Origin of the sequence: Pseudomonas sp. WS 5010, from assembly GCF_012985565.1 — a bacterium.
In the GTDB taxonomy this organism is placed as follows: Bacteria; Pseudomonadota; Gammaproteobacteria; order Pseudomonadales; family Pseudomonadaceae; genus Aquipseudomonas.
Genome location: NZ_JAAQWQ010000006.1, coordinates 247,156 through 273,456, shown reverse-complemented (window position 1 = coordinate 273,456; position 26,301 = coordinate 247,156). Strand labels below are relative to the sequence as shown.

At 62.0% G+C, this 26,301-nt stretch carries 15 protein-coding genes; 6 read left to right on the top strand and 9 right to left on the bottom strand.

The window, feature by feature from the left end; genetic code table 11:
- Positions 1 to 37: 37 nt before the first annotated feature.
- Positions 38 to 1,780 (bottom strand): potassium/proton antiporter, encoded by a 1,743-nt coding sequence (locus HBO11_RS21330; RefSeq protein WP_029299228.1) that lies wholly within the window; start codon positions 1,778 to 1,780, stop codon positions 38 to 40.
- A gap of 200 nt (positions 1,781 to 1,980) precedes the next feature.
- A complete protein-coding gene (locus tag HBO11_RS21325) occupies positions 1,981 to 3,606 on the bottom strand; it encodes a methyl-accepting chemotaxis protein (RefSeq protein ID WP_169952324.1) in 1,626 nt (541 codons plus the stop codon).
- 275 nt (positions 3,607 to 3,881) lie between these two features.
- Here HBO11_RS21325 and HBO11_RS21320 point away from each other — a divergent pair, with 275 nt between their 5' ends.
- Both HBO11_RS21320 and HBO11_RS21315 read left to right on the top strand, forming a co-directional pair.
- Complete coding sequence (locus HBO11_RS21320; RefSeq protein WP_029299225.1) at positions 3,882 to 4,112, top strand: hypothetical protein; 231 nt, start codon at positions 3,882 to 3,884, stop codon at positions 4,110 to 4,112.
- Entirely contained in the window at positions 4,109 to 4,402 is a 294-nt protein-coding gene (locus tag HBO11_RS21315; RefSeq protein ID WP_169952322.1) for a cell division protein ZapA, read from the top strand. Before HBO11_RS21320 ends, HBO11_RS21315 begins: the two co-directional genes overlap by 4 nt.
- Here the strand turns inward: HBO11_RS21315 and HBO11_RS21310 are convergent, their stop codons facing one another.
- The gene (locus HBO11_RS21310) at positions 4,403 to 6,205 is read right to left on the bottom strand and encodes an acyl-CoA dehydrogenase (RefSeq protein WP_169952320.1); all 1,803 of its coding nucleotides are present in this window, start codon (positions 6,203 to 6,205) and stop codon (positions 4,403 to 4,405) included. It lies immediately after the preceding gene.
- Between the two features lie 269 nt (positions 6,206 to 6,474).
- Complete coding sequence (putA, locus tag HBO11_RS21305) at positions 6,475 to 10,428, bottom strand: trifunctional transcriptional regulator/proline dehydrogenase/L-glutamate gamma-semialdehyde dehydrogenase (protein WP_169952318.1); 3,954 nt, start codon at positions 10,426 to 10,428, stop codon at positions 6,475 to 6,477.
- Between the two features lie 29 nt (positions 10,429 to 10,457).
- Between putA and HBO11_RS21300 the strand changes: the two genes are divergently transcribed.
- Positions 10,458 to 10,712 (top strand): hypothetical protein, encoded by a 255-nt coding sequence (locus HBO11_RS21300; RefSeq protein WP_169951992.1) that lies wholly within the window; start codon positions 10,458 to 10,460, stop codon positions 10,710 to 10,712.
- Positions 10,713 to 10,869: 157 nt separating this feature from the next.
- A complete protein-coding gene (putP, locus tag HBO11_RS21295; protein ID WP_169952316.1) occupies positions 10,870 to 12,354 on the top strand; it encodes a sodium/proline symporter PutP in 1,485 nt (494 codons plus the stop codon).
- Positions 12,355 to 12,500: 146 nt separating this feature from the next.
- Here putP and HBO11_RS21290 read toward each other — a convergent pair whose 3' ends face one another.
- On the bottom strand, positions 12,501 to 13,769 hold the full coding sequence (locus tag HBO11_RS21290) for an aminotransferase class V-fold PLP-dependent enzyme (protein ID WP_169952314.1): 1,269 nt from the start codon (positions 13,767 to 13,769) through the stop codon (positions 12,501 to 12,503).
- Positions 13,770 to 14,021: 252 nt separating this feature from the next.
- Between HBO11_RS21290 and rlmJ the strand changes: the two genes are divergently transcribed.
- A complete protein-coding gene (gene rlmJ / locus HBO11_RS21285) occupies positions 14,022 to 14,858 on the top strand; it encodes a 23S rRNA (adenine(2030)-N(6))-methyltransferase RlmJ (protein ID WP_032862126.1) in 837 nt (278 codons plus the stop codon).
- 96 nt (positions 14,859 to 14,954) lie between these two features.
- On the opposite strand, the gene msrA is transcribed toward rlmJ, so the two are convergent.
- From msrA to aceE, 4 genes are all read right to left on the bottom strand, one after another.
- Positions 14,955 to 15,602 carry a peptide-methionine (S)-S-oxide reductase MsrA gene (gene msrA, locus HBO11_RS21280; RefSeq protein ID WP_169952312.1) on the bottom strand — a complete coding sequence of 216 codons (648 nt, stop codon included), beginning with the start codon at positions 15,600 to 15,602 and terminating at the stop codon, positions 14,955 to 14,957.
- A gap of 67 nt (positions 15,603 to 15,669) precedes the next feature.
- Positions 15,670 to 18,360 carry a GGDEF and EAL domain-containing protein gene (locus HBO11_RS21275; protein ID WP_169952310.1) on the bottom strand — a complete coding sequence of 897 codons (2,691 nt, stop codon included), beginning with the start codon at positions 18,358 to 18,360 and terminating at the stop codon, positions 15,670 to 15,672.
- A gap of 311 nt (positions 18,361 to 18,671) precedes the next feature.
- On the bottom strand, positions 18,672 to 20,315 hold the full coding sequence (gene aceF / locus HBO11_RS21270; protein ID WP_169952308.1) for a dihydrolipoyllysine-residue acetyltransferase: 1,644 nt from the start codon (positions 20,313 to 20,315) through the stop codon (positions 18,672 to 18,674).
- 11 nt (positions 20,316 to 20,326) lie between these two features.
- Entirely contained in the window at positions 20,327 to 22,972 is a 2,646-nt protein-coding gene (gene aceE / locus HBO11_RS21265; RefSeq protein WP_169952306.1) for a pyruvate dehydrogenase (acetyl-transferring), homodimeric type, read from the bottom strand.
- A 383-nt stretch (positions 22,973 to 23,355) separates the two neighbouring features.
- Here aceE and glnE point away from each other — a divergent pair, with 383 nt between their 5' ends.
- Positions 23,356 to 26,295, top strand: a complete 2,940-nt coding sequence (glnE, locus tag HBO11_RS21260) for a bifunctional [glutamate--ammonia ligase]-adenylyl-L-tyrosine phosphorylase/[glutamate--ammonia-ligase] adenylyltransferase (protein WP_169952304.1) — start codon at positions 23,356 to 23,358, stop codon at positions 26,293 to 26,295.
- Positions 26,296 to 26,301: the final 6 nt, after the last annotated feature.

The following is a 26,301-nucleotide window of genomic DNA, read 5'->3' as shown; positions in this document are numbered from 1 at the left end:
CGTGTTGATGGCCAATGGCACACCGTCGCCCCGCAGTTTAGAGGAAGAGTCCGGGGGCCGGGCGACTTCCTTCGGGGAATCTGACGCCGACTTTGCCGATCTTGTTCCCGTCCATCACGGCGACTGTCCAAATGGTGTTGTTCCACTCCACCTGGTCGCCGACGATGGGGGCACCACCGACCTTCTGCGTGATGAACTGGCCCAGCGGCATGTCCGGATCGATGCCGTCGAGCTTGAGCCCGTACAGCGCCGACACCGCGCCCAGTTGGGCGTCACCTTCGAGCACGAAGTCGCCGAAGAAGCGCAGGTCCAGGCCCCGTTGCGGCGCCTGGCTGAACAGTTTGCCGAGGGCGGCTAGGTTGTGTTCATGGCCGATCACGCACAGCAAATCATCGGCTTCGAGCACCGTACTACCCGACGGATGGAGCAGTTGCTGGCCGCGAAACAGGGCGGCGATCCGCGTGCCTTCGGGCATTTTCAGCTCGCGCAGGGCGGCGCCGATGCACCATTTCTCGGCACCCAGGCGGTAGACGAACAACTCCCACTCGCTGGTGACGTGTACTTCCAGGGCCGCCCGGGAAATCGGCGCGGGCTCGGGCGGTACCGTTACTTTCAAGAGCTTGGCTACCCACGGCAGGCTGGTGCCCTGCACCAGCAACGACACCAGCACGATAAAGAACGCCAGGTTGAAATACAGCTGGGCATGGGGCAAGCCGGCCATCAGCGGGAACACCGCAAGAATGATCGGCACCGCGCCGCGCAGGCCGACCCAGGCGATAAACACTTTTTCGCGGCCATGGAACGCCTTGAACGGCAGCAGGCCAACCGCCACCGACAGCGGCCGCGCAAACAGGATCATCCACAGCGCCAGGCCCAGGGCCGGCAGGGCGATGGGCAGCAGGTCATGGGGCGTGACCAGCAGCCCCAGCACCAGGAACATGCCGATCTGCGCCAGCCAGGCCATGCCGTCGAGCATATGCAGGATGCCGTGGCGGCTGCGCACCGGACGGTTGCCGATCACCAGGCCGCACAGGTACACGGCGAGGAAGCCGCTGCCGTGCAGGGCGTTGGTCAAGGCGAAGACGAACAGGCCGCCGGCGATCACCAGGATCGGGTAAAGGCCGTTTGCCAGGTTGATCCGGTTGACCAGTTGCAGCATCAACCAACCGCCGCCCAGGCCGATAATGCCGCCGATCCCGAATTCGCGGATCAGGTGGGTCAACAGGCTCCAGTGCAGGCCAGTCTGGCCGCTGGCGAGCATGTCGATCAGGGTTACGGTGAGGAACACCGCCATCGGGTCGTTGCTGCCGGATTCGATTTCCAGGCTGGCGCTGACCCGTTCGTTCAGGCCCTTGCCGCCCAGCAGCGAGAACACGGCGGCGGCGTCGGTGGAGCCGACGATGGCGCCGATCAGCAGGCCCTGGATGATATTGAGGTCAAACAGCCAGGCCGCCGCCATACCGGTGAGGCCGGTGGTTATCAACACCCCCACGGTCGCCAGCGATAGGGCCGGCCACAGTGCCACGCGAAAGCTCGCGACCCGGGTCCGCAAGCCGCCATCGAGCAGGATCACTGCCAATGCCAGGTTGCCCACCAGGTACGCGGTAGGGTAGTTATCGAAAATGATCCCGCCGCCATCGACGCCGGCGATCATGCCCACGGCCAGGATAATCACCAGGATCGGGATCCCCAGGCGGGACGAAAGAGAACTCACCAGAATGCTCGCACTTACCAGCAACGCGCCGATCAAGAACAGGCTGTTGATGGTCGTCGCATTCAAAGGCAGTACTCCGGAATTAAGGCGAGGCGCAGACTGACCATGCAGTCTGCGTGCCAGCGATTCTAACCTGTTGAATTGCTGCGCTGTCAAAAAGCTTTTGTAGGATCTGGCTTGCCTGCGATGGCAGCGCCGCGGTGAATCAGGCTCACCGCGGCGCTGCCATCGCAGGCAAGCCAGATCCTACAGGGGGTGACTGTATTTCAGAGGCGGAAACGCCCCACCATCCCATTCAAATCCACCGCCAGGCGTGACAACTCGCCGCTGGCCGCACTGGTCTGGCTGGCGCCCGTGGCCGATTGCACCGACAAGTCGCGGATGTTCACCAGGTTGCGGTCCACTTCCCGCGCGACCTGGGCCTGCTCTTCGGCGGCGCTGGCGATCACCAGGTTGCGCTCGTTGATCTCGATAATCGCGCTATTGATGGTATCCAGGGACATCCCTGCGCCTTTGGCGATATTGAGCGTCGACTCGGCGCGCTCGGTGCTGTTGCGCATCGAGTCCACTGCCTGTTCAGTGCCGGCCTGGATACTGCCGATCATCCGCTCGATTTCACTGGTCGATTGCTGGGTGCGATGGGCCAGGGCCCGCACTTCATCGGCAACCACCGCAAAACCACGCCCGGCTTCCCCGGCACGCGCCGCTTCGATGGCGGCGTTGAGGGCCAGCAGGTTGGTCTGGTCGGCCAGGCCGCGAATCACATCCAGCACCTTGCCGATATCCCGCGATTCTTCGGCCAGGGCGCCGATCAGGGTGGCGGTGCCCTGTACATCGCCGCTCATGCGTTCGATGGCGCTGACGGTTTCCTGCACCAGGTCGCGGCCATCGCCGGCCGAGGTGGTGGCGTTTTTCGAGGCCTCGGAGGTGCTGACCGCATTGCGCGCGACTTCTTCGACGGCGCTGGTCATCTCGTTGACAGCGGTGGCTGCCTGCTCGATTTCGTTGTTCTGCTGGGTCAGGCCACGGGCGCTTTCGTCGGTGACGGCGTTCAGCTCTTCGGCAGCCGAGGCCAGTTGAGTGGCCGAGCCGGAAATGCGCTGCAGGGTGTCGCGCAATTTCTCCTGCATTTTATTCATCGCGCGCAACAGACGGCCGGCTTCGTCGTCGCCATCGACCTTGATCGGCTGGGTCAGGTTGCCTTCGGCAATGTTCTCGGCGGCGTCCAGGGCCTGGGCAATGGGCAGGGTGATGCTGCGGGTCAGCAGCCAGGCAAACAGCACAGTCAGCGCCGTGGCCAGCACCAGCAGGGCCACTACCAGGTCAAAGGCTGAATCATATTGATCGGCAGCTTTCTGGTTGCTGTCGTTGGCCATCGAATTGTTGATGTCCAGCAGGCGCGTCAGCACCGCGTTGACCGCCTCGGAGTTGCTCAGCAGTTCGGTGTTGAGCAAGGTGCGCAGCTCTTCGGTCTGATTGTTGCGCGACAGGCTCTTCATCCGCTCTTCGATCTGCCGGTACTGGCCCAGCAGGCGCACATAATCGTCGTAGGCCGAGCGCTCCTCGCGGCTGTCGATCAGCTTTTCGTACACGCTCTGGGCGGCACGAATCTGCTGGTTGCGCAATTCAAAGGCTTCCAGGGTCTTTTGTTGCACATCCGGCTCGCGGTTGGTCAGCAAGCGGTAGGACAGCACGCGCAGGCGCAGGGTCAGTTGGGTGAAGTCGTCCAGCGCGCGAATGCTCGGCACGCTGCGCAGGGTGATGTCTTCGGTGGCGCCACGGATCTTGCTCATCTGGTTCAGCGCAAAAATACCGAGAAACAACATCAGCGCACCAATGCACGCGAAGCCGAGAAACGCGCGCGGCGCGATATTCATATTACGAAGAGACATGCAATGGTCCTGGGAGAGGCGCGATCCGTGCGGCTTTGAGGCGGGGTAAGCATGACCTATCGGACATACGACTAAAGTCTTGAGGGGCTGTGCGCTTTTGTCGCACCTTGCGCGCATTGGAATGGATTCAGGAACCAGATGGCGTAAATGCAGTCACTAAGGCTCCACAGCGTGGCCTGACCCGTGAAATCGGGGCTGCGCGCCAGGATAACCCTGGCTTCCACGGTGAATTTTCTTTATCGTCACCGCCCTTTGAAAAAGCCCGAGAATTCAAAATGTTAGAAACATCCCTCAGCCAACTGGAACAACTGGTCAGTGACCTGGTGCAGCAGAATCAAGCATTGCTGGGCACCAACGAATCCCTCAAGGCGGAACTGGCCCGCGCCAAGGATGAGAACGACAGCTTGCAACTGAACCTGATGGAACAGGAAGAAAAGCAGGGCGCCACCGCAGCCCGTATCCAGGCGTTGGTTGAGCGTGTGAGCGCAGGTCCTGTGAGCGCATGAGTGAAGGGATAAAGGTCGTTTCGATTCTCGGTGAGGATTACTCGATCAAGGCACCGGACGGGGAAGACAACACCCTGCTCAAGGCCGTGACCCTGCTCAAGGCGTCCCTGGCCACCACCAAGCAGAAGTACCCGACCCTGATCGGCGACAAGCTGCTGGTGCTGGCGGCGCTGAATCTATGTGCCGAGCAGATCGACATGCAGCAGCGTCACCAGCAGGAACTCGACCGTTACCAAGAGCAAGTCAGCGCCACGGTCGACGTGATTGCCAAGGCCATCGGCCAGCCCTGATCAGAACCATTCATCCTGCATGGCCAGGCACGTATCGTCCCGAGTTTCCAGGATCGACAGTTCATGATGGCAGCCCGGTACTTCCCACGTCAGGAAGTACCGGGCCGCTTGCAGCTTGCCTTTATAGAAGGCCACATCCGCCGCATTGCCCCTGGCCAACCCTTCTTCGGCGCGGATCGCCTGTTCCAGCCAGCGCCAGCCAATCACCGTATGCCCAAACACTTTCAGGTACAGCGCCGAGTTCGCCAGGCTGCTGTTGACCTTGCCCTGGGCGAGATCCGTCAACAGTCCCAGGGTCACCCTTTGCAGGCGTGCCACCAGTTGCTCCAGCGGCTCGCGCAATGGCGTGAGTGACGGATATTCCTGCGACCGTGCGCCCGTCTCGGCGATCAGGCGAATCAACTGTTTCAAGCCCGCGCCGCCGTTTTGCCCCAGCTTGCGCCCCAGCAGGTCCAGGGACTGGATGCCGTGGGTGCCTTCGTGGATCGGGTTCAGACGGTTGTCGCGGTAGTACTGCTCCACCGGGTATTCGCGGGTGTAGCCGTGGCCGCCGAGAATCTGGATCGCCAGTTCGTTGGCCTTGAGGCAGAACTCCGACGGCCAGGACTTGACGATCGGCGTCAGCAGATCGAGCAATTCATGGGCCTGCTTGCGCGCGGTTTCGTTGTCCAGGGTGGTGGTGTCATCGAACAGCCGCGCGGCGTACAGGCCCAGGTCGAAGGCGCCTTCCACATAGGCTTTTTGCGTGAGCAGCATGCGCTTGATATCGGCGTGCTGGATGATCGACACCGGTGCGGTGTTCGGGTCCTTGCTGTCCGGCAGGCGGCCTTGCGGGCGTTCCCGGGCGTATTCCAGGGAATACAGGTAGCCGGCGTAGCCAAGCATCACCGCGCCCATGCCGACGCCAATCCGTGCCTCGTTCATCATTTGGAACATACACGCCAGGCCTTGGTGCGGCTTGCCCACCAGATAGCCGACACACTCGCCGTTATCGCCGAAATTCAGCGCCGTCGAAGTGGTGCCGCGCCAACCCATTTTGTGGAACAGCCCGGCCAGCAGCACATCATTGCGCTGGCCCAGGCTGCCGTCCTCGTTGACCAGGAACTTGGGCACGATAAACAGCGAAATTCCCTTCACCCCAGCGGGTGCGTCCGGCAGTTTGGCCAGGACCATGTGCACGATGTTTTCCGACAGCGGGTGGTCGCCACCGGAGATAAAGATCTTGTTGCCCTTGAGCCGGTAGGTGCCGTCCGCCGCCGGCTCGGCGCGGGTGCGGATATCCGACAGCGACGAGCCGGCATGGGGCTCGGTCAAGGCCATGGTGCCGAAGAACCGGCCTTCGATCATCGGTTGCAGAAAACGCTGCTTCTGCTCCTCGGTGCCAAAACTTTCGATCAGATTGGCCGCGCCCATGGTCAGGAACGGGTACGAAGTGGAAGCCGCATTGGCTGACTGGAAATGCGCAAAGCAGGCCTGGGACAGCAGTGTCGGCAGTTGCATGCCCCCGGCTTCGAAACTGCGCGCCGCATTCAGAAAGCCGGCTTCGAGGAAGGCATCCACGGCAGGTTTCACCTCCGGGATCAGGATCGCCTGGCCGTCTTCGTAGCGCGGTTCGTTTTCGTCACCTTTGCGGTTGTGCGGGGCGAAGTACTTTTCGGCGATGCTGCGGGCGGTGCCGATGGCGGCATCGAAGGTTTCGCGATTATGTTCGGCAAACCGCTCGCGCTGGGTCAAGCCCTCGGCATCGAGGACTTCATACAGCTCGAAAGCCAGATTGCGGGAACTGAGGAGCGTCTCGGACATGGCGGCTTACCTATGTGGGAATAGGCCGCAGTCTAAGTGCGCGAATAGAGGCGCGATAGCAAGATTGATCTGGGTGATGGAGCAGCAAAACACAGCGCAAAGGTATGACGCGGTCAATGTGGGAGCTGGCTTGCCGGCGATGGCGGTAGACCAGGCAATATTTGCTTGGCTGACGCGCCACTATCGCAGGCAAGCCCGCTCCCACATTTATCCGGTTTCGACCCATGCAATGCAGTGGGGCACCCATTGCAGGTGCCCCACTGGATTGATTAGCCGATGGTCATCAAGCTTGCGTTACCACCCGCCGCAGCGGTGTTGACGCTCAATGCACGTTCGATCACCAGGCGCTCCAACGCAATGTTGGTTTCGCCCGAAGACAGGCCGTTGACCCCGACAATCGCGCCGCTACGCTGCGCCACTTGCTGGCAAACCCCGCGCAGTTGGTCGCAATCGCCATGGTGCAGGACCGCATCGAAGATCACTTCGTCCTTGGTCCAGTCGGCCACGCGCTGGATCTTCGCCTGAACTTCCTTCGGCAGCCGTGGGAACAGCGCCTTGGTCAGGTCAGTTTCCGGCCATACCGCCGAGCTGCCTACAGCCAATACCGCCGCCAGTTGCGCCAGCAGATCGCCTTCCACCTCTGCCAGGCACAGAACGTGCTCGCGGGGCAGGATGGCGTAGCTGTTGCGCTCGCCGGTCGGGCCGGCCAGCAGGCGGGTGATACCGCTTTGCGATTGAGCGGCGAACTGGTTGCACAGGGCGCCCAGGTCGCTGAACTTATTGCTCTCGGCCCAGGTTTTCAGGGCGGTCAGCGGTTGGCTCATGGCGTCACGCAGACGTACATCCGGCGCGGCCAGTGCGTCACCCCGTACGAAGGATTGCTCGATCGCATCGGTAGGACGTGTCGACAGCAGGCGGTACAGGTACAGCGGGCCACCGGCTTTCGGACCGGTGCCCGACAAGCCTTCGCCGCCGAATGGCTGCACGCCGACCACGGCCCCGACGATGTTGCGGTTGACGTAGACGTTACCGGCATGGACGTTGTCGATCACCTTGGCGATGGTCTCGTCGATACGGGTGTGCACGCCCAGGGTCAGACCGTAGCCAGAAGCATTGATCTGACCGATCAACTGGTCGATTTCCTTACGCTTGTAGCGCACCACGTGCAGGACCGGGCCGAAGATCTCCCGTTGCAGCTCGTCGAAGCTTTCCAGCTCGATCAGGGTTGGCATCACGAAGGTGCCGCGCTTGATTTCTTCGCTGTCGGCGATTGCCACCTGATACACGGTGCGACCCTTGTCGCGCATGGCCTGGATGTGTTTCTCGATGCCCGCCTTGGCTTCGGCGTCAATTACCGGGCCGATATCCACGGACAGGCGCTCCGGATTGCCGAGACGGCATTCGGCCATGGCGCCCTTGAGCATTTCGATGACGCGGTCTGCCGAATCTTCCTGCAGGCACAGTACGCGCAAGGCAGAGCAACGCTGGCCGGCACTGTCGAAGGCCGAGGACACGACGTCGATCACCACCTGTTCGGTCAGGGCCGAGGAGTCGACGATCATCGCGTTCTGGCCACCGGTTTCGGCGATCAGCGGGATTGGGCGGCCCTGGGCATCCAGGCGCCCGGCGACGTTGCGTTGCAGCAGGCGCGCCACTTCGGTGGAGCCGGTGAACATCACGCCTTTGACGCGATCATCACCCACCAGGCGGGCACCGACGCTTTCGCCCTGGCCCGGCAGCAGTTGCAGCACGCCTTCCGGGATGCCGGCTTCCAGCAGCAGGCGCACGGCTTGCGCGGCAACCAGCGGGGTTTGTTCGGCCGGCTTGGCCAGTACCGGGTTGCCGGCGGCGAGTGCGGCGGCGACTTGGCCGCTGAAGATCGCCAGCGGGAAGTTCCACGGGCTGATGCAGACTACCGGGCCCAGTGGGCGGTGGGCGTCGTTGGTGAAGTCGTTACGCGCCTGCACTGCGTAGTAGCGCAGGAAGTCCACGGCTTCACGCACTTCGGCGATGGCGTTGGCGAAGGTCTTGCCGGCTTCGCGGGCCAACAGGCCCATCAGCGGCTGGATCTCGCCTTCCATCAAGTCGGCGGCACGTTCCAGGATCGCGGCGCGTTCGGCCGGCGGGGTGGCCTGCCAGATCGGTGCGGCGTTGAGGGCGCACTGGATCGCGTTGTCCACGTCTTCGACCGTGGCTTCCTGGACATGGCCGACTACATCCCGCAGGTCGGACGGGTTCAGTACCGGCACAGCGGCTTCATTGCTCGAAGCACAGCCGAGCATCGGCGCGGCTTTCCAGTTGTTGTGCGCGGTGGCCAGCAAGGCGCAGGACAGCGACGCCAGGCGGTGTTCGTTGGCCAGGTCGATACCGGCCGAGTTGGCGCGCTCGCTGCCATACAGGTCGCGCGGCAGTGGGATACGCGGGTGCGGCAGGCCGAAGCCGCCTTCCAGCGTAGCCATCTGCTCGATGCTGGCCACTGGATCGGCCACCAGCTCCTGGATCGAGATGGATTGGTCGGCGATCCGGTTGACGAACGAGGTGTTGGCGCCGTTTTCCAGCAGGCGACGCACCAGGTAGGCCAGCAGTGTTTCGTGGGTGCCGACCGGAGCGTACACGCGGCACGGACGGTTCAGCTTTCCTTCGGAAACCTTGCCTACAACCTGTTCGTACAGCGGTTCACCCATGCCGTGCAGGCACTGGAACTCGTACTGGCCGGGGTAATAGTTCTGGCCGGCAATATGGTAGATGGCCGACAGGGTGTGGGCGTTGTGCGTGGCGAACTGCGGGTAGATGACTTCCGGTACCGACAGCAGCTTGCGTGCGCAGGCGATGTAGGAAACGTCGGTGTACACCTTGCGGGTGTAGACCGGGTAGCCTTCCAGGCCTTCGACCTGGGCGCGCTTGATCTCGCTGTCCCAGTACGCACCTTTTACCAGGCGGATCATCAGGCGGTGACGGCTGCGGCGTGCCAGGTCGATCACGTAGTCGATCACGTACGGGCAGCGCTTCTGGTAGGCCTGGATCACGAAACCGATACCGTTCCAGCCGGTCAGTTGCGGCTCGAAGCACAGGCGCTCGAGCAGGTCCAGGGACAGCTCCAGGCGGTCGGCTTCTTCGGCATCGATGTTCAGGCCGATGTCGTATTGCTTGGCCAGCAGGGTCAGGGACAGCAGGCGCGGGTACAGCTCGTCCATCACGCGCTCGTACTGGGCACGGCTGTAGCGCGGGTGCAGGGCCGACAGCTTGATGGAGATGCCCGGGCCTTCATAAATCCCACGGCCGTGAGAGGCTTTGCCGATGGAGTGAATGGCTTGTTCGTACGAGGCCAGGTACTTCTGTGCATCGTGTTCGGTCAGTGCAGCTTCACCGAGCATGTCGTAGGAATAGCGGAAGCCCTTGGCTTCGAACTTGCTCGCGTTGGCCAGGGCTTCGGCGATGGTTTCGCCGGTGACGAACTGCTCGCCCATCAGGCGCATGGCCATGTCGACGCCCTTGCGGATCATCGGCTCGCCGCTCTTGCCGATGATGCGGCTCAGGGAGGAGGTCAGGCCGGCCTCGTTGTGGGTGGCGACCAGTTTGCCGGTCAGCAGCAGGCCCCAGGTGGCGGCGTTGACGAACAGCGACGGGCTGTTGCCCAGGTGCGGCTGCCAGTTGCCGGTGCTGATCTTGTCGCGGATCAGCGCGTCACGGGTGCCTTTGTCAGGGATACGCAGCAGCGCTTCGGCCAGGCACATCAGCGCCACGCCTTCCTGGGACGACAGGGAAAATTCCTGCAGCAGGCCCTGGACGATACCGGCACGGCCGCCGGCGCTCTTCTGGTTACGCAGTTTTTCGGCAATCGAGGCGGCCAGCTTGTTGGTGGCTTCGGCCATCTGGGCCGGCAGGCGGGCCTGCTCGATCAGCATCGGCACCACTTCCGGCTCAGGGCGGCGGTAGGCGGCAGTGATCGAGGCGCGCAGCACCGATTGCGGCAGGATGCTTTCGGCAAATTCGAGGAAGCACTGGTGGGCGTGGTCGTTCTGCACCTCACCGGCGTCGTCCGCGTCCTTGAGGCCCGAACCGTTGAGTTCGGTCAGGGTTGCACCACCCTCCAGTTTCTCCAGGTAATTGAAAATTGCCTGCTTGATCAGCCAGTGCGGCGTGCGATCAATGGAGGTCGCGGCGGCCTTCAGGCGTTCGCGGGTCGGGTCATCGAGTTTGACCCCAAGGGTGGTCGTAGCCATATTTTTATCCTCATGGGTGCCACTACTGCGTGGCATCAGCTGGCCGCAAGATTAGCTTTGCGCCGTACGAGGTGCAACCGGGTGCAACCCATTTTCTTCAGGAAATCCGCACTGCTCGTCAGAATTCATTTTCACTCGACGGAATCGGCTTGTTGTTGGTGCATTTACTTCTGGATTTGGCTGTTCTTGCTCCGAAAAGGAGCAAAAAACTGCCATTTGCCGAAAAACGCCTACAGGTGCAACTAATTCTCAAGAAACTGGTTGCACCTTATTTGCTTTGTTGAATAGCATTCGCGGCCAAGGTGCAACCAATTGTAAAGTTCGGTTCATCGGCTGATGGCTTTCCTGGGGAAACGTCAGTCATAAATGCGCGGCATGCAGCTTCGTCTACAAGAGCTGACAGACCGCCGCTACATAAAAACAAAGCCAGGGCGTAACTCAATGAGCGTAAGTAATCCAACCCTGATCACATTTGTGATCTACATCGCCGCAATGGTGCTGATCGGTCTCATGGCCTATCGCTCCACCAATAACCTTTCCGATTACATCCTCGGTGGTCGCAGCCTCGGCAGCGTCGTTACCGCACTCTCGGCTGGCGCCTCGGATATGAGCGGCTGGTTGTTGATGGGCCTGCCGGGCGCCATCTACATGTCGGGCCTATCGGAAAGCTGGATCGCCATCGGCCTGATCGTCGGTGCTTACCTGAACTGGCTGTTTGTGGCCGGTCGCCTGCGCGTGCAGACCGAACACAACGGCGACGCCCTGACCCTGCCGGACTACTTCTCCAGCCGCTTTGAAGACAAAAGCGGCCTGCTGCGGATTATCTCGGCGGTAGTGATCCTGGTGTTCTTCACCATCTACTGCGCCTCCGGCATCGTCGCGGGTGCGCGTCTGTTCGAAAGCACCTTTGGCATGTCCTACGGGACTGCGCTGTGGGCCGGTGCTGCGGCGACGATTGCCTACACCTTCATCGGTGGTTTCCTGGCAGTGAGCTGGACAGATACCGTACAAGCTACGCTGATGATCTTCGCGTTGATTCTCACGCCAATCATCGTGCTGTTGGCCACCGGCGGTGTCGATACCACGTTCCTGGCTATCGAAGCGAACGATCCAACCAACTTCGACATGCTCAAAAACACCACCTTCATCGGCATCATCTCGCTGATGGGCTGGGGCCTGGGCTACTTCGGCCAGCCGCACATCCTCGCGCGGTTCATGGCGGCGGATTCGGTCAAGTCGATTGCCAATGCCCGTCGTATCTCCATGACCTGGATGATCCTGTGCCTGGCCGGCACCGTGGCGGTAGGCTTCTTCGGTATTGCCTACTTCTCGGCACACCCTGAAGTCGCCGGTCCCGTGACCGAAAACCCTGAGCGTGTGTTCATCGAACTGGCCAAGCTGCTGTTCAACCCGTGGATTGCTGGCGTGCTGCTGTCGGCCATCCTGGCTGCCGTGATGAGCACCCTGAGCTGCCAACTGCTGGTGTGCTCCAGCGCCCTGACCGAAGACTTCTACAAGGCGTTCCTGCGCAAGGGCGCGTCCCAGCTTGAGCTGGTATGGGTCGGCCGGATCATGGTGCTGGTGGTGGCGTTGATCGCGATCGCAATGGCCGCCAACCCGGAAAACCGCGTACTGGGCCTGGTGAGCTACGCTTGGGCCGGCTTCGGCGCTGCGTTCGGTCCTGTGGTGCTGATCTCGGTCCTGTGGAAAGGCATGACCCGCAACGGCGCACTGGCCGGGATCCTGGTCGGCGCGATCACCGTGATCGTGTGGAAACACTTCGAACTGCTGGGTCTGTACGAAATCATCCCAGGCTTCCTGTTCGCCAGCCTGGCGATCTACTTCGTGAGCAAGATGGGCGCCCCGACTGCCGGTATGGTTGAGCGCTTCACTGCTGCCGAGAAAGACTACAACCTCAACAAATGAGGCGTTCGTGTTGGCCTTGATGGCCAGGTGAACTGAAAAAGGCCCGCATCCTTGGATGGCGGGCCTTTTTTTGTGTCGGGATTTACTGAAATTGCCTGTAGCGCACGCAGCCACGCCAGCCTTGCCTGGCTGCGTGCGCGGGTGAGTCAGGCGTTCAGTGACTGTTGCAGGTCATCGAGCAGGTCTTCAATCGCCTCGATGCCCACCGACAGGCGGATCATCTCCGGGCGTACCCCGGCCTTGGCTTGCTCGTCTTCGTTCATCTGCCGGTGGGTGGTGGACGCCGGATGGCAGGCCAGGGATTTGGCATCGCCGATATTCACCAGGCGCTTGAAGATTTGCAGCGCATCGTAGAAACGCACACCGGCCGCATAGCCGCCCTTGAGGCCGAAGGACAGGATCGCCGAGGGTTTGCCCTGCATGTACTTTTGCGCCAGGTGATGGTGCGGGTGATCCGGCAGGCCGGCGTAGCTGACCCATTCCACCTGCTCGTGGGCTTGCAGGAACTGCGCGACTTTCAGCGCGTTCTCGGTATGGCGCTCCATGCGCAGGGCAAGGGTTTCCAGGCCTTGCAGCAGCAGGAAGGCGTTCATTGGCGCCAAGGCTGCGCCGGTGTTGCGCAGCGGTACGGTGCGGGCACGGGCGATAAAGGCCGCCGGGCCGAATTTTTCGCTGTACACAACACCGTGGTAGGCCGGCTCCGGCTGGTTGAGGCCGGGGAATTTGTGCGGGTAGTCGGTCCAGGGGAAGGTACCGCTGTCGACGATCACTCCGCCCAGGGAGTTGCCGTGGCCGCCGACATACTTGGTCAGGGAATGCACGACGATGTCCGCGCCAAACTGGATCGGCTTGCACAGGATCGGCGTGGCGACGGTGTTATCCACCATCAGCGGTACGCCGCGGGCATGGGCGACGTCGGCCAGGGCCTGCAGGTCGACGATATTGCCGGCCGGGTTGCCGATGCTTTCGCAGTACACCAGCTTGGTGTTGTCGTCGATCAGCTCGGCGATGGCCTCGGCCGAGTCATCACGGGCGAAGCGCACGTCTACGCCGAAGCTCGGCAGCAGGTGGGCGAACAGGGTGTAGGTGCCGCCGTACAACTGCGGGGTGGAGACGATATTGTCGCCGGCGCGGGTCAGGGCCTGGATGGCATAGTGGATCGCCGCGCTGCCCGCCGACACGGCCAGGGCAGCGATCCCGCCTTCCAGCGCCGCCATGCGCTGCTCCAGCACATCGTTGGTGGGGTTCATGATCCGTGTGTAGATGTTGCCGGGCACGTCGAGGTTGAACAGGTCGGCGCCGTGCTGGGCGTTATCGAACTCGAACGCGACGTTCTGGTAGATCGGCACGGCGACGGCCTTGGTGGTCGGGTCCGACTTGAAGCCGTGATGCAATGCGATTGTGGCGTCTTTCATGAGTGTTACTGACCTCCCTGGATTGCATGGGGCAGCCCCGGATAAGGTAGGAGCTGGCTTGCCTGCGATGGCATCAGCGCAGAGTACGGGTAATACCGCGTCGCCTGCATCGCGGGCAAGCCCGCTCGCACATAACTCGCTAGAACGTTTTCGCTGCTGTTCCTACATTTGCGACATAAGCACCGCCCAGCATGCAGCCCTGCACCTTTGCCCGCGTAAAAGGTAAACTTCGCCCCCTGCGCAGGAGCAACCATGAATTATCGTCACGCCTTTCACGCCGGCAACCATGCCGATGTCTTCAAACACCTGACCTTGACCCGCCTCATCGCCCTGATGTCGCGCAAGGAGCAGCCGTTTGCCTATCTCGACACCCACGCCGGGATTGGTCTGTACGACCTGCAAGGCGACCAGGCCAACCGCACCGGTGAATACCTGGAAGGCATCGCCCGCCTGTGGGGCGAGGCGGACCTGCCGGCGCTGACCGCCGACTACATGCAGGTGCTGCACGAGATGAACCCGGATGGCCAATTGCGCTATTACCCCGGTTCGCCAGAGCTGGCGCGGCGCCTGACCCGGCCCCAGGACCGCGTACTGCTCAACGAAAAACATCCCGAAGACGGTGTGTTGCTCAAGGACAACATGAAGGGCGATCGGCGTGTGAAGGTCCATCTGGGCGAAGGTTGGCACGTGCCACGGGCCTTGCTGCCGGTGCCGGAAAAGCGCGCGTTGATGCTGATCGACCCACCCTTCGAGCAACTCGACGAGATGCAGCGCTGCGCCGCCTCCCTCAAGGAAGCCGTGGGCCGCATGCGCCAGACGGTCGCCGCGATCTGGTACCCGGTGAAGGATCAGCGCATGTTGCGCCGCTTCTACCAGGACCTGGCCGGCACCGGCGCGCCGAAGCTGCTGCGTGTGGAATTGCTGGTGCATCCGCTGGACACGCCCAACACCCTGACCGGCTCGGGCCTGGCGATTGCCAACCCGCCGTGGGGGCTGGAGGAGGAACTGCGTGAGCTGCTGCCGTGGCTGTCAAAGAAACTGGGGCAGACCCAGGGTGGCTGGCAGATGGATTGGTTGATCGCCGAATAACGGCATCGCTGTTTAGATTGCTATCGCGGGCAAGCCCGCTCCCACATGGTTATGCGATCCCATGTGGGAGCGGGCTTGCCCGCGATGCTTTTGAGGTCAGATCGGGCAGGTCACGCCAGTACCGCCGATCCCGCAGTAACCCTGCGGGTTCTTCGCCAGGTACTGCTGGTGGTAGGCCTCGGCGAAGTACACTGTTGGCGCCTGGTCGATTTGCGTGGTGATCTCGCCCAGGCCAGCCTTGGTCAGTTCTTCCTGATAAGCCTGTGCACTGGCCTGCGCCGCGTCCAGTTGCTCAGGCGTGGTGGCATAGATCACCGAGCGATACTGGCTGCCGATATCATTGCCCTGGCGCATGCCCTGGGTCGGGTTGTGCAGTTCCCAGAACATCTTCAACAGGTCTTCGTACTTGAGCTTGGCCTGGTCATACACCACCAGCACCACTTCGCTATGGCCGGTCAGGCCCGAGCAGACTTCTTCATAGGTCGGGTTTGGCGTGAAGCCGCCGGCGTAGCCGACCACCGTGCTGACCACGCCGTCGCGCTGCCAGAACTTGCGCTCGGCGCCCCAGAAACAACCGAGGCCAAAGATCGCAAAGCCCACATCGTCCATAAACGGGCCCAACAGCGGGTTACCGTTGACGAAGTGCGTCTCGGGCAGGTTCATCGGGGTTTCACGGCCAGGCAAGGCTTGTTCGGCAGTAGGCAGCACGTTTTTATTCACCAGGATTTCCGAGCGCAAGACCATGATCAGTCCTCTCGTCAGGTTGAGTTAACAGTTCAGACCACCAGTGTGCCCGAGTGTTACAGCGCTGTCAGGCGATTGGCCCGCGCGGATAGCGTTTGAGCTTCTCTAGCAACTCGGAGCCGGGAATTGGCCGGTCGAACAGGTAGCCCTGGCCGACGTCGCACCGATGGCGGCGCAGGAACGCCAGTTGTTCGGCGGTCTCGATGCCTTCGGCGACCACCTTGAGCTTGAGGTTGTGCGCCATGGCGATCACTGCTGAGGTGATTTCCATGTCGTCCTGGTTGTCCGGGATCTCATGGATAAAGCTGCGGTCGATCTTGATGATGTCGATGGGGAATTTCTTCAGGTAACTGAGGGACGAGTAACCGGTGCCGAAATCATCCATGGCCAGGGTCAGGCCAAAGCTCTTCAACTGGTCCAGTTGCAGGCGCGTGTCTTCGGTGGCTTCCAGCAGCAGGCCCTCGGTCAGCTCCAGCTCCAGCAGGTTGGCCGGCAGCTGTTCTTCCTTGAGGATGCTGGCGATGGAGGCCACCAGGTCCGGGTCGGAAAACTGCTTGGGCGACAGGTTGATCGCCACCTGCAGGTTGCCCAGGCCGGCGGCGCTCAACTGCTTGCTCATGCGGCAGGCCTGGCGCGCGATCCATTTGCCGATGGGGATGATCAGGCCGGTCTCTTCGGCGACGCTGATGAACTGGTCCGGGCGGATCATGCCCTTTTCCGGGTGGTTCCAGCGCAGCAGCGCCTCCATACCCAGCAGGCGCCCGCTGCGCAGGCACAGCTTGGGCTGATAGAACACGTCCAGCTCGTTCTGGGTCAGGGCGCGGCGCAGGTTGTTTTCGACGAACAGTTTGTAACTGGCCTCGGCATTCAGGGCCTCGGTAAACACCTGTACCTGGTGCTTGCCGTTGGCCTTGGCCTTGTGCAGCGCCAGGCCGGCGTTGCGCATCAGGGTCTGCGGGTCGCGGCCATGCAGCGGCGCGCAGGCCAGGCCCACGGAGCCGGTGACGCTGATCAACTGGTTGTCGACGAACATCGGTTTGTCGAGGGTCATCAGCAACTGGCAGGCCATTTGCTGGCCGGCCTCAAGGTCGGCGTTGTCGAGCAGCACCGCAAATTCGTTACTGGCAAAGCGTGCCAGGCTGCCGCCGGCATTGAGGCTGTTGCGCAGGCGTCGGGCCAGGCTGATCAGCAGCTTGTCGCCGGTCTGGTGGCCGAGGCTGTCGTTGATCCGCTTGAAGTTGTCGATATCCACCAGCAGCAGGCTGATGGGCGCGTCGCTGTCGCGGGCGAAGCGTTCGTCGAGGTTGCGGATAAACGCCGGGCGATTACCCAGGTTGGTCAGGTTGTCGGTGTAGGCCAGGCGCTCGATACGCTGCTGGGCCAGCTTGGTCTGGGTGATGTCTTCGTAGATGCCGATGTAGTGGGTCAGTTCGCGGTTGTCGCCATACACCTTGGAGATCGACAGCTGGCCCCAGTACGGTTCGAGGTTTTTGCGCCGGCTCTTGAACTCGCCCTGCCAACTGTTGCTCTTGGCAAGGCTGGAGGGCGCGTCGAACAGCAGTTCGCTGAGGTTTTCCAGGGCCGGCAACTGGGCCAGGCGATGGCCGTGGACTTCCTCGGTGCTGTACTGGGTGATCGCGGTGAAACTGGGGTTGACGTACTCCACCACGCCGTCGCAATTGACCAGCAGGAAGGCATTGGCACTTTGCTCCACGGCGCGCTGGAACAGGTGCAGGGCGCTGGTGGCGGTGCGCCGGTTATGGTTGTTGATGACCTGGGCGAACTGGTCGGCCAATTCGCCGGCAAAGGCGATTTCATCGGACAGCCAGTCCCGGGTGCCAGCGCTTTGTTCCAGGCACAGTACGCCCACCACCTGGCCATCGACGCGGATGCTGGCGTCGAGCATGGCGTGGATGTCCATGGGCCGCAGGCTTTCGACCATGTCCCGGGTGCGCGGGTCGCGCATCGCATTGCCGGCATCGATGGCGCGGCAGCTCTGCAGGGCTTCGAGGTAGTCCGGGAAGCCACTGGCATCGATCGGCGCCGGCATATGGTGTTGCTGGTCGGCGCGATGAAACGCAGAGATCGGCACCAACTGCTGGCCTTCGAGGTTCCAGATGCTGGCGCAGTCGATCTGGTAGATGTCACAGGCACTGCGGGTGATCAGTTCGGCGGCTTCTTGCAGGGAGTTGTTGGTGCTGTAGCGCTGGCGGGCCAGCAGCAGGATCAGTTCCTGCTGGGCGCGCACCCGCTCCAGGTGCTGCAACTGCTCCTGTTGGGCGCGCTGGTTGAGCTCCAGGGCGATCTGCAGGCGGCTGTTCTGGTCTTCCAGGTCGGCGGCGGGCAGCGGCGCCAGGTTGCTGAATAAACCGTCCACCACCATCAGGTAGCCGCGCAGCAGGTGGCGATTGTGTTGCTTGTAGGCCTCGCCGACCTCCAGCAGGCTCAGCGGGCCGTCGTTGGTGTGCAGGGTGTAGCGCACCAGGTAATGGGGGCTGGTGGTCAGTTGCTGCTGGATCGTGTCGTGCAACTGATAGCGCGCCTGGGGTTCCATCAGGCTGGCGTAGGGCGAGCCGATCAGCGAGCACAGCTCTACTGCGGGCAAGCCGAATTGGCGTTCACAATTGGGGTCGAGGTACAGCAGCGCCCAGCTAGCCTCATTCAGCCGCTCGAAACGCAGCATACCGAGGCGCGAAGGCACCGGTAATTGCGTCACGACCTCGGCCGCCGTTCGGGCGACATCGGGTTGGCTTTTCATGGGGGAACTCGCTTGGAAAAATGCGCATCGCGCCGGGCTATCGCCCTCTTTGCTGCTGTCTGCGGCAAGGTTGCATCATGCAGCGCGGACTGACAAGAGAGGATGAAGGCTAAGTGCTATAAGTGGGTTATCGGCCGCAGGGCGGTTTTCTACAGTCGGCCTGATAGATGGTCTGTCGATTCCCTGTAGGAGCCGGCTCCTGCAAACCACAGGCAAAAAAAGCCCCGCCAAATTGGCGGGGTTGAGGTACGAGCGTGGCGCTCGGAAATCGTTGCAACCAGCCTCCCCGGTGAAGGGGAGGCTGCTGCGGCTTACAGCAGGATGGTGCGGATGTCGTTGAGCAACTGGCTCAGGCGCTGGGTGAAGCGTGCAGCGGCCGCGCCATTGATCACACGGTGATCGTAGGACAGCGACAGTGGCAGCATCAGCTTCGGCTGGAAGGCCTTGCCGTCCCACACAGGCTGGATGGTGGCCTTGGAAACACCAAGGATCGCCACTTCCGGCGCGTTGACGATTGGCGTGAAGCCAGTACCGCCAATGTGCCCGAGGCTGGAGATGGTGAAGCAGGCGCCTTGCATGTCGTCCGGAGTCAGCTTCTTGTCGCGGGCCTTGGCAGCCAGTGCAGCCGCTTCGCCAGCCAGTTGCAGCAGGCTCTTCTGGTCGACGTTCTTGATGACCGGTACCAGCAGGCCATCCGGGGTGTCGACCGCGAAGCCGATGTGCACGTATTTCTTACGAATGATCGCCTTGCCGCTTGGTGCCAGCGAACTGTTGAAGTCCGGCAGTTCCTTGAGCAGGTGCGCGCAGGCCTTGAGCAGCAGTGGCAGCACGGTCAGTTTCACGCCGGCCTTTTCGGCCACGGCTTTCTGCGCAACGCGGAAAGCTTCCAGGTCGGTAATGTCGGCCTGGTCGAACTGGGTCACGTGCGGAATGTTCAGCCAGCTGGCGTGCAGACCGGCTGCGCCGATTTGCATCAGGCGCGTCATCGGCACTTCTTCGATTTCGCCGAAGCGGCTGAAGTCTACGGTGCGGATCGGCGGAATGCCCGAGCCACCGGTAGCAGCGCCGGCAGCCGGAGCTTCCTTGGCCTTCTGCATCATGGATTTGACGTAGACCTGCACGTCTTCCTTGAGCACACGACCGTGTGGGCCGGTAGGGCTGACAGCGCTCAGCTCGACGCCGAACTCACGGGCCAGTTGACGCACGGCAGGGCCGGCGTGAGCCTTGGCACCACTTGGCGCTGGGGCAGCCGCCGGGGCCGGTGCGGCCTCGGCTTTTGCCGCAGGAGCCGGGGCGGCGGCAGCCGGTGCAGCTTCAGCCTTGGCAGCAGGAGCAGCGGCCGGCGCCGGGGCAGCAGCAGGCGCAGCGCCTTGTACTTTCAGCTTGAGGATGAAGTCGCCAGTGCCGACTTCGTCTTCGAGCTTAACCGCGATGCTTTCCACGACGCCGGCAGCCGGCGATGGGATTTCCATGGAGGCCTTGTCGGACTCCAGGGTGATCAGCGACTGGTCGGCTTCGACAGTGTCGCCGACCTTGACCAGCAGCTCGATGATCTTGGCCTTGCCCGACGAACCGATGTCCGGGACGTGAATGTCCTGGACAGTCGCCGCCGCCGGTGCAGCCGCCGGGGCCGCAGGGGCCTCGGCAGCCGCCGCTGGCTTTTCAGCCTGCGCCGGTGCAGCAGCGGCAGCAGGCGCCGCCGCCGGGGCCGCATCAGCGGCACCTTCGATTTCCAGCTCCAGCAGTTCGTCGCCTTCTTTCAGGCGGTCGCCCAGCTTCACTTTCAGGCTCTTGACCACGCCAGCCTTGGGAGCAGGGATTTCCATGCTCGCCTTGTCCGACTCCAGGGTCAGGATGCTCTGGTCGGCTTCGACGGTGTCGCCGACCTTTACAAACAGCTCGATTACTTCACCTTCACCGCTGCCGATGTCAGGTACGCGAATGAGTTCGCTCACAAAAAATCTCCTCAGCAGTCCAGTGGGTTGCGTTTTTCCGGGTTGATCCCGAACTTGACGATAGCGTCTGCTACCACCTTGGGTTCGATTTCACCACGGTCAGCCAAGGCTTCCAGGGCTGCCAACACCACGAAGTGACGGTCGACCTCGAAGAAGTGACGCAGCTTCTTGCGGCTGTCACTGCGGCCGAAACCGTCGGTGCCCAGGACTTTGAATTCCTTGGACGGGACCCACTGGCGAATTTGTTCAGCAAACAGTTTCATGTAGTCGGTAGAGGCGATGACTGGACCTTTACGGCCGGTCAGGCACTCTTCGACGTAGCTGCGCGCAGGCTTCTGGCCTGGGTGTAGGCGGTTGCTGCGTTCCACGGCCAGGCCGTCGCGACGCAGTTCGTTGAAGCTGGTAACGCTCCATACGTCAGCACCGACGTTGAACTCTTCACGCAGGATCTTCGCCGCTTCACGCACTTCGCGCAGGATGGTGCCGGAGCCCATCAGCTGTACGTGGTGTGCCGCTTCCTTGGTGTCTTCTTCGAGCAGGTACATGCCCTTGATGATGCCTTCTTCAACACCGGCCGGCATGGCTGGTTGCTGGTAGGACTCGTTCATCACGGTGATGTAGTAGAAAACGTCCTGCTGCTCTTCGGTCATCTTCTTCATGCCGTCCTGGATGATCACCGCCAGCTCGTAGCCGTAGGTTGGATCAAAGGTGCGGCAGTTCGGGATGGTGGCAGCCAGGATGTGGCTGTGACCGTCTTCGTGTTGCAGGCCTTCGCCGTTCAGCGTGGTCCGCCCGGCAGTACCGCCGATCAGGAAGCCACGGGTACGGCTGTCGCCTGCTGCCCAGGCCAGGTCGCCAATACGCTGGAAGCCGAACATCGAGTAGAAGATGTAGAACGGCAGCATCGGCTGGTTGTGGCTGGAGTACGAAGTACCGGCAGCGATGAAGGAGCTCATGGCGCCCGCTTCGTTGATACCTTCTTCGAGGATCTGGCCCTTCTTGTCTTCCTTGTAGAACATCACCTGGTCTTTATCGACTGGCTCGTAGAGCTGGCCGACGGAGGAGTAGATGCCCAACTGGCGGAACATGCCTTCCATACCGAAGGTACGGGCTTCGTCCGGGATGATCGGGACGATGCGCGGGCCGATTTCCTTGTCCTTGACCAACTGCGCGAGGATCCGCACGAAAGCCATGGTGGTGGAGATTTCACGGTCGCCCGAGCCGTCCAGGATAGCCTTGAGGGTATCGAGTGGTGGCGTCGGTACGCTGAAGCTCTGGGCGCGGCGCTGTGGCACGAAACCGCCCAGTGCAGTGCGACGCTCGCTGAGGTAGCGGGCTTCGGCGCTGTTTGGCTCGGGCTTGAAGAACGGCAGGTTCTCCAGCTCTTCGTCCTTGACCGGGATGTCGAAGCGGTCGCGGAACAACTTCAGGCTGTCGACGTCGACTTTCTTGGTGTTGTGCGCAGTGTTCTTCGCTTCGCCGGCACCGGTGCCATAACCCTTGATGGTCTTGGCCAGGATGACGGTCGGTTGTTCTTTGTGGTTGACCGCTTCGTGGTATGCCGCGTAGACCTTGTACGGGTCGTGGCCGCCACGGTTGAGTTTCCAGATCTCGTCGTCGGACAGGTCGGCAACCATCGCCTTGAGTTCAGGCGTGTTGAAGAAGTGTTCACGTACGAACGCGCCGTCTTTGGCCTTGTAGTTCTGGTACTCGCCGTCGATGACTTCGTCCATGCGACGTTGCAGGATGCCGTCGACGTCCTTGGCCAGCAGTGGGTCCCAGAAACGGCCCCAGATGACTTTGGTCACGTTCCATTGGGCACCGCGGAACACGCCTTCGAGTTCCTGGATGATCTTGCCGTTGCCGCGAACCGGGCCGTCGAGGCGCTGCAGGTTGCAGTTGATGACGAAGATCAGGTTGTCCAGCTTCTCGCGGCCGGCCAGGGAGATGGCGCCCAGGGATTCCGGCTCGTCGCACTCGCCGTCGCCCAGGAAGCACCAGACTTTCTGCTTGCCTTCGGGGATGAAGCCACGGGCTTCCAGGTACTTCATGAAGCGTGCCTGGTAGATCGCCTGGATCGGGCCCAGGCCCATGGATACAGTCGGGAACTGCCAGAAGTCAGGCATCAGCCAAGGGTGCGGGTACGACGACAGGCCGCCACCGTCGACTTCCTGGCGGAAGTTGTTCATCTGGTCTTCGGTGATGCGACCTTCCATGAACGCACGGGCGTAGACGCCTGGCGAGGTGTGGCCCTGGAAGTAGATCAGGTCGCCGCCGTGTTCTTCGGTCGGGGCCTGGAAGAAGTAGTTGAAGCCGATGTCATACAGGGTTGCGCTGGAAGCGAAGCTGGAGATGTGACCGCCCAGGTCAGAATCTTTCAAGTTCGTGCGCATAACCATCGCCATCGCGTTCCAGCGTACCAGCGAGCGAATGCGGCGTTCCATGAACAGGTCGCCAGGCATGCGTGCTTCGTGGGTAACGGGGATGGTGTTGCGGTATGGCGTGGTGATGGCGTAGGGCAGTTGCGAGCCGCTGCGGGTCGCGAGTTCGCCCATACGGGTCATCAGGTAATGCGCACGGTCTTCGCCTTCTTTGTCGAGAACCGATTCCAGGGCGTCCAGCCATTCCTGGGTTTCGACGGGATCGAGGTCTTGCATGGCTTGCTCCAGGGCGGAAAGGCTACCAGAATCGGTTGCCTGAAGTTTGCGACTGGCCTTGTGGGCAGACGACATAAATTCTTGGATGGCCGAAGGTTGCTTCGGCGTCCTGTAGTTTTACTACAAATCGTCGGCCATTTCAGCCTTTCGAATGTATATACGAGTAGTAAAACTACACAAGACTGAGCGTATGGCTCGGTCTGGCTGGTGAGCATAATCGTTATTGTTGATCTTTTGCGAACAAGAAAAGGTAGAAGTTTAATGTTGCCTGCCAAAATTAAAGAATTTTCAGCTATTTCTAACCTTTGTTCGACAGTCCTTCATCGAGCGTGGTTCTTGCGTTCACAGCTACAAGTCATTTACGCGCCGATCAAGGATAGACCATGAGCCTTCCAATGCTGGTTGAACTCCCAGTCATTCTGTTGCCATTTGCCAGCCGGGCCGAGCAGTCATTTCGTGACGCGGTGGCCATGCTGGATGCCGATCATGGCCTGTCCGCGTGGACGCCGCAACGTTGGGCCGACTTCGCCCGGGTGTGCGCCGCCAGTGACTTTGTGATTGAACAGAGTGTTCGTGACCCTTTGATGTTGCTTGAGCTGGTGGCTTGGGGCGAGCTGGATCGCGGCTTTGCGCCCGATGAGCTGTGTGGGCAGATTGCCGCAGCCGTGCAACAGGCGCAAACAGAAGACGAACTGGGTCGCGTGCTGCGCCGCCAGCGCACCCGCCAGCAAGTGCGCATCATCTGGCGCGACCTGACCCGACAGGCGGACCTGGTGCAGACCTGCCGCGACCTGTCGGACATGGCCGACGCCAGCATCGACCAGGCTTACCAGTGGCTGTACCAGCGTCACTGCGCGCAATTCGGCACGCCCACCGGCGGGCGTAGCGGCGAGCCGCAGCAGATGGTCATCCTCGGCATGGGCAAGCTGGGCGCGGTGGAGTTGAACCTGTCGTCGGACATCGACCTGATCTTTGCCTACCCCGAGGGCGGCGAGACCGTGGGGGCCAAGCGTGCCCTGGACAACCAGGAGTTCTTCATCCGCCTGGGCCAAAAATTGATCAAGGCCCTGGACCCGATGACCGTCGACGGCTTTGTGTTCCGGGTCGACATGCGCCTGCGGCCCTACGGTTCCGCCGGGGCGCTGGTGCTGAGTTTCAATGCCTTGGAGCAGTACTACCAGGATCAGGGCCGCGACTGGGAACGCTACGCGATGATCAAGGCGCGGGTGGTGGCCGGCGACCAGGTGGCCGGCGCGCAATTGCTCGACCTGTTGCGCCCGTTCGTCTATCGGCGCTACCTGGACTTTTCTGCGATCGAAGCGCTGCGCACCATGAAGCAGTTGATCCAGCAGGAAGTGCGGCGCAAGGGCATGGCCGACAACATCAAGCTGGGCGCGGGCGGTATCCGTGAGGTGGAATTTATCGCCCAGGCGTTCCAGCTGATTCACGGCGGCCGCGACCTGAGCCTGCAACAGCGGCCTTTGCTGAAGGTGCTGGGCACCCTGGAAGGCCAGGGCTACCTGCCGCCGGCGGTGATTGCCGAGTTGCGCAGCGGCTATGAGTTCCTGCGCTACACCGAACATGCGATCCAGGCCATCGCCGACCGCCAGACCCAGATGTTGCCCCACAGTGATGAAGACCAGGCGCGGATCGCGTTCATGCTGGGCTTTGCCGACTGGACCGCGTTCCACGGGCAGTTGATGTACTGGCGTGGCCGGGTGGATTGGCATTTCCGCCAGGTGATCGCTGATCCGGACGAAGAGGAGGGGGTGGAAAGCGAATTGGTGGTCGGCGGCGAGTGGCTGCCCTTGTGGGAAGAATCCCAAAATGAGGAGGCCGCCTGTCGCCAATTGGCCGAAGGCGGCTTTGCCGATGCGCCCAAGGCCCTGAAAGCCCTGGCCAGCCTGCGCGGCAGCCCGCAACTGCGGGCGATGCAGCGCCTGGGACGTGAGCGCCTGGATGCGTTTATCCCGCGCCTGCTGGCCCAGGCCGTCGAACACGCCAACCCGGACCTGGTGCTGGAGCGCGTACTGCCGCTGGTAGAAGCTGTCGCGCGGCGTTCTGCGTATCTGGTGCTGTTGACGGAAAACCCTGACGCCCTGCGTCGGCTGTTGACCCTGTGCGCGGCCAGCCCGTGGATTGCCGAGCAGATCACCCGCTTCCCGCTGCTGCTGGACGAACTGCTCAACGAAGGCCGCCTGTTCAAGCCGCCCTTGGCGCCGGAACTGGCCGCCGAACTGCGCGAGCGCCTCACGCGTATCCCCGAAGATGACCTTGAGCAGCAGATGGAAGCCCTGCGCCACTTCAAGTTGGCGCACCGCCTGCGTGTCGCCGCTTCGGAAATCGCCGGCAGCCTGCCGCTGATGAAGGTCAGCGATTACCTGACCTGGCTCGCCGAGGCCATTCTGGAGCAGGTGCTGGCCCTGGCCTGGCGCCAGACCGTGGCGCGCCACGGCACGCCGCAACGCCTGGACGGCACCCTGTGCGACCCCGGATTCATTATTGTCGGCTATGGCAAGGTCGGCGGGATCGAGCTGGGGCATGGCTCGGACCTGGACCTGGTGTTTATCCACGACGGTGACCCGCAGGCCGAAACCGACGGCGACAAGCCGATCGATGGCGCGCAGTTCTTTACTCGCCTGGGCCAGCGCATCATTCACCTGCTGACCACCCAGACCAACTCCGGGCAATTGTACGAAGTGGACATGCGCCTGCGACCTTCTGGCGCATCCGGGCTGCTGGTCAGCTCCCTGGGGGCTTTTGCCCGTTATCAGGAAAACGAGGCCTGGACCTGGGAACATCAAGCCCTGGTGCGGGCGCGGGTGCTGGTCGGCAGCCAGGACGTGGGCCGCGCGTTTGAAGGCGTGCGTGCGCAGGTATTGGGCCGCACGCAGGACCTGGCGAAGCTGCGCCAGGAGGTCAGCGAGATGCGTGCCAAGATGCGCGATAACCTGGGCACCAAGTCGACCGGGGCCGGCACGGCGGCGAACGCCTTCGAGCCCACGGCGCTGTTCGATCTCAAGCAGGACGCCGGAGGTATCGTCGATATTGAATTTATGGTGCAATACGCCGCTTTGGCGTGGTCTGCGCAGCATCCATCATTACTGCGCTACACCGACAATATCCGCATCCTGGAAGGCTTGGAGCAGGTCGGGCTGATGCCCGCCGCCGATGCCCACCTGTTGCGTGAGGTGTATAAGGCCTACCGCTCGGCGGCTCATCGCCAGGCCTTGCAGAACGAGGCGGGGGTGGTTGCCGGGGATCAGTTTGCTGACGAACGGCGCCAGGTGAAACGGATCTGGCAAGAACTGGGGTTAAGCTAAAACACT

What these genes read in the sequence shown, in the direction of transcription:
- HBO11_RS21325 (WP_169952324.1), bottom strand. Translation starts at nt 3,606, where the DNA reads ATGTCTCTTCGTAATATGAATATCGCGCCGCGCGCGTTTCTCGGCTTC.
- HBO11_RS21320 (WP_029299225.1), top strand. Translation starts at nt 3,882, where the DNA reads ATGTTAGAAACATCCCTCAGCCAACTGGAACAACTGGTCAGTGACCTG.
- HBO11_RS21315 (WP_169952322.1), top strand. Translation starts at nt 4,109, where the DNA reads ATGAGTGAAGGGATAAAGGTCGTTTCGATTCTCGGTGAGGATTACTCG.
- HBO11_RS21310 (WP_169952320.1), bottom strand. Translation starts at nt 6,205, where the DNA reads ATGTCCGAGACGCTCCTCAGTTCCCGCAATCTGGCTTTCGAGCTGTAT.
- putA (WP_169952318.1), bottom strand. Translation starts at nt 10,428, where the DNA reads ATGGCTACGACCACCCTTGGGGTCAAACTCGATGACCCGACCCGCGAA.
- putP (WP_169952316.1), top strand. Translation starts at nt 10,870, where the DNA reads ATGAGCGTAAGTAATCCAACCCTGATCACATTTGTGATCTACATCGCC.
- HBO11_RS21290 (WP_169952314.1), bottom strand. Translation starts at nt 13,769, where the DNA reads ATGAAAGACGCCACAATCGCATTGCATCACGGCTTCAAGTCGGACCCG.
- rlmJ (WP_032862126.1), top strand. Translation starts at nt 14,022, where the DNA reads ATGAATTATCGTCACGCCTTTCACGCCGGCAACCATGCCGATGTCTTC.
- msrA (WP_169952312.1), bottom strand. Translation starts at nt 15,602, where the DNA reads ATGGTCTTGCGCTCGGAAATCCTGGTGAATAAAAACGTGCTGCCTACT.
- HBO11_RS21275 (WP_169952310.1), bottom strand. Translation starts at nt 18,360, where the DNA reads ATGAAAAGCCAACCCGATGTCGCCCGAACGGCGGCCGAGGTCGTGACG.
- aceE (WP_169952306.1), bottom strand. Translation starts at nt 22,972, where the DNA reads ATGCAAGACCTCGATCCCGTCGAAACCCAGGAATGGCTGGACGCCCTG.
- glnE (WP_169952304.1), top strand. Translation starts at nt 23,356, where the DNA reads ATGAGCCTTCCAATGCTGGTTGAACTCCCAGTCATTCTGTTGCCATTT.